Annotated in this window: 15 protein-coding genes; all 15 read right to left on the bottom strand. The window is 60.0% G+C overall.

Features of this window, described 5'->3' with window-relative positions:
• On the bottom strand, positions 1–1,609 hold a 1,609-nt coding region (locus AC1DWF_RS13445), incomplete at its 3' end, for a tape measure protein (RefSeq protein WP_476841758.1).
• Positions 1,610–1,737: 128 nt separating this feature from the next.
• A complete protein-coding gene (locus AC1DWF_RS13440; RefSeq protein ID WP_476784768.1) occupies positions 1,738–1,887 on the bottom strand; it encodes a phage tail assembly chaperone in 150 nt (49 codons plus the stop codon).
• 44 nt (positions 1,888–1,931) lie between these two features.
• Positions 1,932–2,285 carry a hypothetical protein gene (locus tag AC1DWF_RS13435; RefSeq protein WP_476784769.1) on the bottom strand — a complete coding sequence of 118 codons (354 nt, stop codon included), beginning with the start codon at positions 2,283–2,285 and terminating at the stop codon, positions 1,932–1,934.
• Position 2,286: 1 nt separating this feature from the next.
• Positions 2,287–2,718 carry a phage major tail protein, TP901-1 family gene (locus AC1DWF_RS13430; RefSeq protein WP_476784770.1) on the bottom strand — a complete coding sequence of 144 codons (432 nt, stop codon included), beginning with the start codon at positions 2,716–2,718 and terminating at the stop codon, positions 2,287–2,289.
• Between the two features lie 46 nt (positions 2,719–2,764).
• Entirely contained in the window at positions 2,765–3,142 is a 378-nt protein-coding gene (locus tag AC1DWF_RS13425) for a DUF3168 domain-containing protein (protein WP_476784771.1), read from the bottom strand.
• Positions 3,143–3,177: 35 nt separating this feature from the next.
• On the bottom strand, positions 3,178–3,585 hold the full coding sequence (locus AC1DWF_RS13420) for an HK97-gp10 family putative phage morphogenesis protein (RefSeq protein WP_476784772.1): 408 nt from the start codon (positions 3,583–3,585) through the stop codon (positions 3,178–3,180).
• Positions 3,585–3,896, bottom strand: coding sequence for a head-tail adaptor protein (locus AC1DWF_RS13415; RefSeq protein ID WP_476841757.1), 312 nt, complete (start codon positions 3,894–3,896; stop codon positions 3,585–3,587). The genes AC1DWF_RS13420 and AC1DWF_RS13415 overlap by 1 nt, the downstream gene beginning before the upstream one ends.
• Before the next feature lie 20 nt (positions 3,897–3,916).
• Positions 3,917–4,105 (bottom strand): hypothetical protein, encoded by a 189-nt coding sequence (locus tag AC1DWF_RS13410; protein WP_476841756.1) that lies wholly within the window; start codon positions 4,103–4,105, stop codon positions 3,917–3,919.
• Positions 4,105–4,692, bottom strand: coding sequence for a head-tail connector protein (locus tag AC1DWF_RS13405; protein WP_476784774.1), 588 nt, complete (start codon positions 4,690–4,692; stop codon positions 4,105–4,107). Before AC1DWF_RS13405 ends, AC1DWF_RS13410 begins: the two co-directional genes overlap by 1 nt.
• Entirely contained in the window at positions 4,692–4,865 is a 174-nt protein-coding gene (locus AC1DWF_RS13400) for a hypothetical protein (RefSeq protein WP_476784775.1), read from the bottom strand. The genes AC1DWF_RS13405 and AC1DWF_RS13400 overlap by 1 nt, the downstream gene beginning before the upstream one ends.
• 76 nt (positions 4,866–4,941) lie before the next feature.
• Positions 4,942–6,135 (bottom strand): phage major capsid protein, encoded by a 1,194-nt coding sequence (locus tag AC1DWF_RS13395; RefSeq protein WP_476784776.1) that lies wholly within the window; start codon positions 6,133–6,135, stop codon positions 4,942–4,944.
• 57 nt (positions 6,136–6,192) lie between these two features.
• Positions 6,193–7,047 carry a head maturation protease, ClpP-related gene (locus AC1DWF_RS13390; protein ID WP_476784777.1) on the bottom strand — a complete coding sequence of 285 codons (855 nt, stop codon included), beginning with the start codon at positions 7,045–7,047 and terminating at the stop codon, positions 6,193–6,195.
• A complete protein-coding gene (locus AC1DWF_RS13385; RefSeq protein WP_476788659.1) occupies positions 7,025–8,302 on the bottom strand; it encodes a phage portal protein in 1,278 nt (425 codons plus the stop codon). The genes AC1DWF_RS13390 and AC1DWF_RS13385 overlap by 23 nt, the downstream gene beginning before the upstream one ends.
• Positions 8,303–8,305: 3 nt before the next feature.
• Positions 8,306–10,018, bottom strand: a complete 1,713-nt coding sequence (locus tag AC1DWF_RS13380; protein ID WP_476784354.1) for a terminase TerL endonuclease subunit — start codon at positions 10,016–10,018, stop codon at positions 8,306–8,308.
• Complete coding sequence (locus tag AC1DWF_RS13375) at positions 10,002–10,337, bottom strand: hypothetical protein (RefSeq protein WP_476784353.1); 336 nt, start codon at positions 10,335–10,337, stop codon at positions 10,002–10,004. The genes AC1DWF_RS13380 and AC1DWF_RS13375 overlap by 17 nt, the downstream gene beginning before the upstream one ends.
• Positions 10,338–10,456: the final 119 nt, after the last annotated feature.

Below are 10,456 nucleotides of genomic sequence, written 5' to 3'. Positions count from 1 at the left end.
GCACCGGCCCGCCGTTTTCACGCATGCCGCCCCAAGGGTCCGAGCCACCGCCACCACCGCCAAACAAAGAGGAAAACAAGCCGCTTACCCAGTTGCCGCTCCCGCTCTTGCCGAAGAGGCTTTCGAGACCGCTATTGATCAATTCCGCACCGACTTTTCGGAGGGCGTTAGCGACAGCGTCCAGCGCGTCCGTGCCGTCCTGAAGGTCTGAAATGAACCCGCCGACCACGTCCTTGCCGAGGCTCCTGAAGTCCTCCATGCGCGAACGAAGGTCATCCTGGCTCTCTGCCAGCTTGGCGCTTTCGACACCGGCCGTCGCATACTGATCGGCGAGCGCCGCAATCTCGGCCCGCAGCTGCGGCGTGACTTTTTTGCCGGCTTCTTCGGCTGCAGTCAGAAGCTCGCGCTCCATGCGCGCCTTTTCGGCGGCATAGCCATAGTCGTCGATCAGCGGATTGAGCTGACGCTGTGCTTCGGTCTCGGCGACCATTTCGGCCGTCGTTTCGGCGATGCGCTGCGATAGGCGCGCATATTCGTCAGCGCGCTCACGTGTCGACTTCTTCTTGTCATCCTTATCAGGTGCGGCGAAATCCTTCAGCGACACCGTCGACTTGGTTGGTGTTTCAAAGGCCTTCTCGATGCGCCGATCAATTGGGCTCGTGACGGCCTCGCCCTTACCGCCAGCAATTTTGACGCCCTCCGGCCCGGCAGTCGGGGCGGAAGTCATGCCATATTTTGCGAGGTTTTCCGGGCTGTTAAGGCCGAAATAATCGTTGAAATCTTTGAAGATATTGGCGTTTCCAACCCTGTTCAGAAACTTCTCCAGGGCGTCACCGCCGCGCTGTATCTCACCGATGAAGCCGGACATGTCGAATGACGCGATCGCTTCAGCGACCTTGCCCAGACCACCTGCGAAGTTTTCGCTGGCACCGGTGGCCGTGTTGAACTCTCCGGCCGCTTTAGTGAGTGCGTTCCAAAGCTTGGTGGTCGCCTGGTCAGTGGTAAGGACCGCGCCCGCGACTTTATCCTTGAGCATGGCGCTGCCGGCCTCGAAGGCTCGGAAGAACGCCTCGGACGATACTTCCCCGTCGACGATCAGCTGTCGAAGCTTGGAGACCGAGCCGCSCGCTTCCTCGAGACCAGCAGCCGCCGCCTGAGCAATAGGCAACGCCCCCTCAAGGATACTGTTGAACTCTTCCGCCCGGACCGTGCCAGATCCAAGAGCCTGCGAGAGCTGCAACAATGCGCCAGAGGCGGACTGCGCATCGGTCCCGGCCACACGCAGCGCCAGCGCAACGTTGTCAGTGAAACCGAGTAGCTCTTCGGTCGAAACGCCGAGTTCCTTTTGAACGATTGCCGCCCGCCCATAAAGCGTCACCAGACTTTCGAGCGGCGCGGCATTCCGCTGGGCGCTGTCGAACAACCGATCATAGACACGGGTCAGTTCTGCGCCTTCGAGGCCCGCGACTTTGAGTGCGTTCTGGATCCGCGTCGAAGCGTCGATCAGACCTTGCGCCTCGCGCAGCGTGAAAGCGGCCGCAACGCCGGCCAGCAAACCCTTGGCGGCGCGACCGATTCCTACGAACGCCCCGTTGATGCGCTTGCTCAACCCATCGAACTGGCGTTCGATCTTCTTGGTGCTGTTGCCTGTGTCGCCTTCCAACTTCTTCAATGCGCGCTGGATCTGGCGCGTGTCAGCCGAGATAGCCAGGACGAGCTGTTCAAGGTCTTCAGCCATTAGCCATACTTCTCCAGCAGCTCAGCCAATTCGTCTTCGGTCGGCGTCTCAGGCTGCGCAGGACCGCCATGCATCTCGTTGAACACCTCGATTGCGTCGAAGAATTCACCGATTGTCGCTGCCCAGAAGTCAGTGGGACGCCACTGCAACGGCCCAAGCGCCGTGCGGAGCCAATCCCGCCAGGGCAGAACGTCTAGCGCGCCTTCCGACGCTTTGCCGCCGCCTCGCCGGCGGCTCCGGCTTTTCCCGCGTCATCGCCGAGGTGATGCTGGAGCGCGGTGGCGAACGCGGTTTTGCAGGCAGGGAAATGACGCAGCTTCAATTCCCGAAGGGCCGCTGCGACATCGCCGCGGACAGTCATGTGTTCAACGCCCGATATGGTCGCTGCGACCTCGACACCGAGCAGGCGCTGATACAAATCGCTGAAGGACTTGCAATCGAGCGCAGTCGAGACCGCCGCCAATCGACCAATCTCGGCTGCAATCACCAGATCGACGTCACCAATCTTCAGCGCGACCTCGCCGCGCGCACCATTGACCGGAAGCATGTTACGGAGTCTCCGCCGCGAAGGTCAGCGGTCCAGCAGCAGAGAAGGTGGCGGAGAACGCCATGTTGCCTTCCATTTCGCCGGTGAATTCGAAGTCCGAAACCATCCAGGAGCCCTCGTATTCGCCTTCGCCCGGCACGACGACCTGAGCGTTAAAGACCGTGCCATTGCGCACATGGGCCATGAGAATGGCCTGGGGGCCGCCGCTGACGAAGGCACCGGAACCGGAGAAGGTGCGGTTGACGATGCCGGGCTCCGACGTCTTTTGAACTGGTCCGCCAGGATTGGTGCAGTCGGGCGTGGTTGTGTCGATTTCATTGGCCGACAGGTTGAAACTACGCGTCTTGAGGCCGCAAAGATTGGCAAACGTCTCGGTAGGCATACCGGCGTTGCCAATTTTGATCAGCAGCATGCGTCCCTTGTGCTGAGGCATGGTCACTTCCTTCCAGTGGTTGAGAGAAATCCGGCTATTGCGCCGGTCAGGGGGATTGCTGAGTGGTCGCGCGAAATTCCACGACGCCATGACCGGTCAGGCCGTCCACGTCGTAGAAAACGCGATCGCCGCGGTGATCGAGTGTCACCAGGTGGTTTGTTGGCAGGGCGAGCGGTGCATCGTGAAGCGCCAGCTCGATCTCATGGGCGATTGCGCGGGCGTCCTGAAGCGGATCGATGCCGTCGCGCGTCCACACATGGATGCTTAGCATGATGTCCGAGCCACTGATGCAGGTCGCGTCGGCGCGCAGACCGACCGTGTCGAAACCAGCAATCTGCGGAAACTCTTCTGTTTCCGGACGTCGAAAGTTGATGCGCGCCCCAACGAGTGCGGTGACGGCTGTGGTCGCACGAAGCTTGGCCACGGCCAGCCCGACCAGTTCGCGTTGAGGTGACGCCATTAGGATTTCGCCTTGCGGACTGCCTTGTTGATCGCGTTCGACACCTTGCGGCGTATGCGCTTTTTCATGGCGCGGTATGTCGGGAAGATATGCGGCTGCGCTGCCATCTTGACCGTGCCGAACTCCAAAAACCGCCAGACATAATCGGCGAAGACGCCCGTTGCATTCGGATCTTTCGTGGTCGACCCAAGCACGGCCTTCTGCGATTTGTCGGCTAAACGCCCGCCCTCGATGCTAGCGCGATAGTCGCCGGTTTCGCCGAGCGGAGCCCGCAACTCGATTGCAGCGGCAAGCTCCGTAGCCGCCTCGAGCTGCGCTGCAGCTGCTTGCTTCTCAGCATCAGGCACCAATTGACGAAGGCGGCGAGCCAGAGCCTCGCGACCGACGAACTTCGCCTGGACCGCCATCAGCTCGCCGTCCCTTGCTCGACCAGCAGTTCCAGCCAGGCGCCCTTGTCGTCGGGATCGGCCAGCGACTTCACACTGAAAATGCGGCAGGCGTCATGCGCATCGACGAGGCGCCAGGCAGATGTAATCTGCCGGGTCTGGCTGCTTTGCCTCACCGTCACGATGTACGGCTGGATGCCTTGCAACCGCCCTGCCATGACGGCCTCTCCGCCATTGCGCGGACGAAAGCCGGCCCGGACAGAAAACTGTGTCGCCCAGACCGCGCCACCGGGAACCGGATTGTTGAATTCGTCGGTCGCCGGCCCCTTCATCTGGCAATGGACGCGATTTCTCAGTTGCCCAGCGCCGCGCATTTCTCACCTTTCGCTGGCCGTTTCGCCTTCACCGCTTTGCCTGCCGCTATGGCAGCATTGCCGCAGGGCGAAGTGACATTCTGGATCGAAGGCTGGAAAACCTGCGACCAGGTGTTGTTCATCTCCGGCGGCGACCACCGGAACACGTCGGTGAAGCGGACCCACATCAGACCGAGATCCGGCGATAGGGCGCAATCAACGCGCCATGACCCAGCGGTAGCGAAGTCGCAGCCCCGCCAACAACCACCGCTTCGGGGTTGTTGTAGATATGAGCGACATGCATCAGGATCGCGACCCTAAGCGCATCCGGCACCTTGGCGTCGTCTCCGTACCCGGCAACGAACTCGATCGACACGGCATCGAGGCGCGCAAAGGTCGACGGCCAGGATTGCCCGGCTTTGAGCGAGACGAATGGGCCGAGCGCGTCGACCAGTAAATGGTATGTTGTCGCGGCAAGCGTCTGCTCGACGTTGTTGGCGTCGAAATATTTCACACTCTCCACACCATCAGCAGCGACAGGCGCAAGCGGAAGGCGCAGACATCCGCGGAACCCGTTGAAATCCTGTCGCCACGTCTGGTCAACAAGCGCCCGCCCGAGAATGCCGGTCCGGCCATCCAGATGGTCGGTTGCGGCACCGATCAAGGCGGTGATGACAGCATCGTCATCCTCATGATCGACGCGTAGATGGGCCTTCGCCTCGACAAGCGATACGGGCGTAACGGCCGGCGCGGCAATTCGGACGGGCGCGAGCATTACTCGACAGCCGGGTCAGCGATCGGGTAGCCATAAGGCGAAGGGTCAAGACCCATCGCCTCGATTTCCTTGAGCGTCAGGGCCGGCGCGCGCGCAATAGGCGCATCAGCGATGACAAGCTCTTCTTCGGATGGAACCGCAAGGTTTTCGGAGGTGGGGTTTGTTTTGGCCATTGGAACAGATCTCCAATTGTTGGAAAAGCGAAGGGGAATCAGCGAGCGGCACGAATGCCGCCCGCATGCCAGCTCGTTAGCTGGCCTTCATCTTCAAGACCTTGATGGTCTCGGGGTTGTTCACGCCACCGCCGACACGCTTCGTGGTGTAGAACATCACGTAGGGCTTGTTGGAATAAGGGTCGCGCAGGACGCGGACACCCGTGCGATCGACGATCAGATAGCCACGCCGGAAGTCGCCAAAAGCCACCGGCACCGAGCTGAGAGCGATGTCGGGCATGCCCGGCATTTCCGTCACGGGATACCCGGCAATCTGTGCCGGCTGGCCGGCTACATAAGACGGTTGCCACAGGTAGTTCTGCTGACCGTCTTTCATTTTGCGGATAACGCCCTGGGTGGTGCGGTTCATCACCCACCCCGCACCGGCTGAATAGACGGACGGCAGGAGATAAATCAGCTCCAGAAGTTCGTCAGAGGTGAAGGCCGCACCGGATGCCGCGGTTTTCACCTCGATGGCGCCAAGCGGGTTTTTCGCGGCATTGGAACCGCCAGTGATGAAGGTCAGGAACCCTGCCGGCTTATTCGTGCCATCGCCAGCGATGAATGCGAGACCTTCCTGGTAGGCGAACTCGGTCTGTACCTCGTCCGCGAGCCAGCTTTCCAGGTTGATCTGTGCATCGTCCAGCATGGCCTGTGTAGCAGCAGGATTTGCGTAGATTTCACCAGGTGTGAAGGTCATCGAACCGAAGGGCGGGGTGTTTGTTTCCGGGCGGGCCGCCTTCTCACCTACCCAACCAGATGTAGTTCCGCGAAGGTTGTAAAGCTTCGAAAATCCTGCCGTCGAGATGGTCTGCACCGAAGCAATCTGACGCATAGGTGAAACCAGCTTCAGTTTGTCGATAATGGTGCGGTCCCATTCGGTCGGCGCCAGATAGCCGCCTTCGGGATCAGTGCCCTTGTTGAGCGAGGCCTGCACRTCGCCACGACGAACATGAGCCGTGAAGGCATCCGAATACTCGCGATCCTTCACATTAGCGTCGCTGCCGGCACCGATGGCCATCGCCGCGATCTTAGCGTTCGTCTCGTCGATAAGCTTTTGCAGATCGCCGACACTAGCGTTGATGCGATCGAGCTTGTCGGTCGTCACAACATCATCGAACTTCTTGGCGAGCTCCTTGTCCTTGTCAGCCATCGTGGCCTTGAAAGCGGCCCAGTCGGTATTGAGGTTGGCGATCAGTGCCTTGAGGTCGCCGCTCGCATCGGCGCGCACGGAGACGATGCCGCGCAGCTTGCGCGGGTTCATGTGCTTGGTCATTGGAATCTCCTGTTATGACCTGATTGTTGAACGAAGCTGCTCAATGGCAGCCTTCAGATCGTCAGCGTCGCGCGTGACGTTTACCGGAGCATCTCGCGTGCCGGATTTCAGATCCGCAATGAACGCTTTTGCATCCTGCGGAGACATGTTTGCTGCGGCGACGAGCGCGTTTTCCATCACCCGTTCGCGCGGCACTGCTTTGGTCGCCTCGGCGTTCACTTTAATTGCGCCAGCCGCCAATTTTCCGTCAGCAAGACCGCTATCGATGGCCGACGAAGCATTGAACATCGTGCCATCACCACGACGGCGGTCCATCCAGGCCGCCGCAACCTTCGTTTCGACTCCTGCGCGCGCCGCATAGATCTGCGCCATCGCACCATCCACCTCGGCCAGAAGATCGGCGGCGTCTTTCGCATCGAACTTATTGCCGATCACGACACCGGAAGCATTGTGAACCATGATGAACGAGCCATCTGCCATAAGCGTCTCATCCCCTGCCATGGCAATTACAGAGGCAGCGGATCCGGCCATCCCAATGACATGGATGGACACCTTCGCCGGATGCGCCCGCAACAGATTGTAGATGGCCAAGCCGGTGAAGAAGTTGCCACCGGGTGAATTGATGCTGACGGTAATGTCGCGCTTACCAATCGAGCGAAGCGCAGCGGCGATCCGGCGTTCCGAGTTATCGACCGCCGTGAAGGGGTCAATCCCAATCTGACCATAAATCGATATCTCATTGGTGTCGTCTGCTGCCGCCGAAATGACGGCTGGGTCGAACGCCTCGACATTCTGGTCGGGCGCCTCGAAGTTTAGCCACTCTGGCTTCTGGAATGCTTGGACTTCAGGCAGATTTCGCAGGCTCATTGCCTCGCTCCTTACTCTGGCCCATGGGTTCTGGGAGATCGTCACGGTGTGGCAGGTCGAGCCAGCTGCGCACTTCGTCGGGATGCAAGAAAGGCTGATGACCGCCAGAGCCGAGGCCCTTCGCGAAGAAGTCGGCTTGATCCTTCATTGAGCCACGAAGCAAAGCTCCTGCATTGAATTTTGCTTCGTAAAGGTCCGCTTCCCGTTCGGTCAAAAGAGAGCGCTCGATAGCCTGCTGCCACGCTTCGAACCAAGGGTTCAGACCGTACCGGACGAAAAACTGGCCGAGAACGTCAATGCCAGAGCCCCAAGACGTATCGTCAACATTGAGAAGCGGTCGGGGTACACCAAACGGACGCGAAATCTCTTCATTTTGAAACTTGCGCTGCTCAAGGGCCTGGCTTTCCTGACCCGTTTGAGAAAACCGCTCTGCCTTCATCCCCTCTTCGAGGATCATCCACTTGTGCGCGTTCTCGGCACCAGTAAAGCGCTCTTCCATGCTGGACTTGAGACGTTCATAAGCTTCCGGTGACAGTTGTTGCGGATGTGCGAGCGCACCGCCGACCAGCATGCCATTGCGAAATAGCCGGGCAGCGGCCTTCTCAGTCTGGATCGCCAGCGAGATGGCGTCTGCCGCCTGCTTCACCATAGACAGGCCGGATATGCCGTCCTCCGAAAGACCGCAGCGAAGATGGAAGACATCTTGCTGTGGCAGAACGATCTCGCCACCGGCTGGACGCTGATAGACATACTCCAACGACCAGTCGTTTCGCTGGCGAGGCTGCACCCGCTCTGTCGCCAACGGAACAAGCTGGACGATGCGACTGCCGCTTCGCACAATGAGCGCAAATGCGTCGCCACGGTGCCCATCACCACCCGCTCCGAGCGCACGCTGCTGCATAAGTGACTTGAACTCGTACGCGGTCTGCCACGCATTCGGCCGCCGATGCAGAATGCGAAACAGCGGATGGTCTTCGGCCTTCTCGCTCGTTTTCTTATCCAGGAGATGGAGCGGAAGCATGCCCGCTGAAAATGAGTGTAGGGATACGCACCGAAGCACAGTCGTGTTCTTGAGCGCCGCCTTTGGCGTGACGACAATGCCGGACTCGGTCATCCCTCCGCCGCCACCGCGAATGAATTCAAGCAACTGCGGGTCATCAAGGTCATTGAACATCGCTGCCTCGCCCGCCATAGCGCGGACGGCAGGGGCCGCTGTCTTTGCTTCGGGGCGACGGAAGAAATCAAAAATGCTCATCCATCACACCATCAAAAGGCCGCGAGTTTCGTAGACGGACGGACCGCCCGACGCCTCGGGGTTGAGGAACATCAACATTGCCGCATTGAAGAGCGCCATCAGGGGGTCAATCTTCGCCGCGCCCGAAACTTCCTTGGTCACGACGTAGTTGCTGCCTCGCAGCGTCTGCTTGGCGTTCCCGACCGACCACGCCATGATGGCTTGGTCGCCATGCAGGAAACGTCGATCCTCAAGTTTCAACGGCACCGATGCGATGGCGGTCTGAAGCTTCCACCCCTGCGCAACGGCTTGCACAAGCGGCTGCTCTAGATTCCGCTCTTCGAGCGCATCCAAAAGCAGCGCTATACCAGCGCTATCGAGGCCGATGCCTGCGGCCTCAGGCAAAAGGCCGCTGTCAGCAACAAGGCGGCAAATGTCGGCGGCCGATGCGGCTTGCTCTTCACCCGTCTTCGAGATGATGAGGTCGCCATCTCGTTCAAACTCGCGCAGGAACGCGGCAATTCCTTTTCGCTGTTCGAAAACAGTTGGCCGCGCCCACGCCCTTCCCCAGCCAAGCCAGCGTTTGGTGGTTGTCTCGCGACCGATCACGTAGATGGCAGCGAGATCGTCAGCGCCACCCCAATCAATGCCGATCGTGCACACTTCGGAGCGCTGCAGGAGGCTATCGAGACCAGTCAGGCTGCTATCCGCGCACGTCTCCCAATGGGGAGCACCGGACCAGCCGTCACCACCCAGGCCGACACCGATTTCGATGTTCAGATGCTGGCTGGCCCAAATCTGCTCGGCTTCTTTGTTGACCTTGCCGTTGTTCTCGTAGTCGTCGGCCAGGCGCTGCGGGTCGATCGACAGACCAAGGTTGGGCAGGATGTGCTTCCAGTTTCGGCGATCGCGCCAGAAGTCCTGATTGCGCTGTAGCTCCACTGGAAACTCATAGAGGACCGGCAGAAGGATCGGAGACCTGCCGCCCTTGCCGTCGCGGATCTTCCTCGCCTTGTCGAGTTCGTTCTTCCAGATGCCAGACGGTGCCTCGTCGGATTGCGTCGTGATCATCAAAACCTGACCACCCTGCATCGTGATTCCACCACCGCGAATCTGCTGCATGACGGCCGCTGCCTTGGCCTTCTTGCCGAGCTCGTGCACCTCATCGATGATCGTTAGGATTGGGATTTCGCCCGTCACGATGGTGGTGTCGAAGCTCTTAACGTCCAGCTTGGTGCCGGTTTTGCTCCGGGTGATCCTTTTCAGGTGATCCTGTAAATTGAAAATGGCATCGAGCCGCGTATCGAGCCTGATCATGCCCTGCGCCTGGCCGAAGCATCGCTCTGAAATGTTCTGGCTCGGAGCCACAAGCATCATCTGGCGATTTGGAGCCTCCTCGACGAATAACGCCGTGAGGCCGAGCCCGGCGACGTAGGTCGTTTTCGAATTCTTCTTCGGCACCATGCATAGCAGTTCCCAAACAAGCCGCTGTTTGGTGTCTGGGTCTTCGCTCGCCAAGAAGGCGACTACGATGTCGCGGAACCATTGCCCGCACGCCTCGGCCAGCGTCGGGTTTCCCGGAACGTCCGGCAGGCGGAGACGATTAAAGAACGCCACGGACTTCGCAGCCTTGGCCTCATTTACCGGCACGTCGGCCATAGGCGTGTCGCCCGCTTGAATCTTCTCCCACCAGTCCGGGCAGGCGAAGCGCGGCAGTTCGTCAGCTATGGAGAGCATGCTGCGCTGCTTCGAGTTCGAGCTCGGCCATCAAATTCGCATCGGCGTCCATGGCGCGTTGCTTGTCGACCACCTTCTTGCCTGGCCGCTCCGGTTGACCGGGTTCGTCGGGTTTCCGCTGGCCCATCTGGCGCTCGATCTCCATGCGGTCGCTGCGATCCAGCAGCTTGCCGAACTCCTTGAACGCTCCGACGTTGCCGGCCTCGGCCATGTCCCAAGCCATCTCGAAGCGGCGCAGCTCGAGTCGATCGCGAGCAACCTCGCGCTGCCGCAGCTCGTAAAAATAATGCTTGTGCAAGGTCGGCAGCGTGACGCCCATCGCCGCCGATATTCGCGGATTGGTCCAGCCCAGCGCCACTAACATGCTGACTCTGTTGCGAGTTTTCGGCGTAACGTCATGAGGCGGCCGACCGCGCTTGGCCGGACGCTCCACAAAGG

It is taken from the genome of Aminobacter sp. P4_D5 (genome assembly GCF_056401815.1).
This window is presented reverse-complemented; position numbering and strand designations above follow the sequence as displayed.

What these genes read in the sequence shown, in the direction of transcription:
- AC1DWF_RS13435 (WP_476784769.1), bottom strand. Translation starts at nt 2,285, where the DNA reads ATGCTTCCGGTCAATGGTGCGCGCGGCGAGGTCGCGCTGAAGATTGGT.
- AC1DWF_RS13430 (WP_476784770.1), bottom strand. Translation starts at nt 2,718, where the DNA reads ATGCCTCAGCACAAGGGACGCATGCTGCTGATCAAAATTGGCAACGCC.
- AC1DWF_RS13420 (WP_476784772.1), bottom strand. Translation starts at nt 3,585, where the DNA reads ATGGCGGTCCAGGCGAAGTTCGTCGGTCGCGAGGCTCTGGCTCGCCGC.
- AC1DWF_RS13415 (WP_476841757.1), bottom strand. Translation starts at nt 3,896, where the DNA reads ATGAAGGGGCCGGCGACCGACGAATTCAACAATCCGGTTCCCGGTGGC.
- AC1DWF_RS13410 (WP_476841756.1), bottom strand. Translation starts at nt 4,105, where the DNA reads ATGTGGGTCCGCTTCACCGACGTGTTCCGGTGGTCGCCGCCGGAGATG.
- AC1DWF_RS13405 (WP_476784774.1), bottom strand. Translation starts at nt 4,692, where the DNA reads ATGCTCGCGCCCGTCCGAATTGCCGCGCCGGCCGTTACGCCCGTATCG.
- AC1DWF_RS13400 (WP_476784775.1), bottom strand. Translation starts at nt 4,865, where the DNA reads ATGGCCAAAACAAACCCCACCTCCGAAAACCTTGCGGTTCCATCCGAA.
- AC1DWF_RS13390 (WP_476784777.1), bottom strand. Translation starts at nt 7,047, where the DNA reads ATGAGCCTGCGAAATCTGCCTGAAGTCCAAGCATTCCAGAAGCCAGAG.
- AC1DWF_RS13385 (WP_476788659.1), bottom strand. Translation starts at nt 8,302, where the DNA reads ATGAGCATTTTTGATTTCTTCCGTCGCCCCGAAGCAAAGACAGCGGCC.
- AC1DWF_RS13380 (WP_476784354.1), bottom strand. Translation starts at nt 10,018, where the DNA reads ATGCTCTCCATAGCTGACGAACTGCCGCGCTTCGCCTGCCCGGACTGG.
- AC1DWF_RS13375 (WP_476784353.1), bottom strand. Translation starts at nt 10,337, where the DNA reads ATGGGCGTCACGCTGCCGACCTTGCACAAGCATTATTTTTACGAGCTG.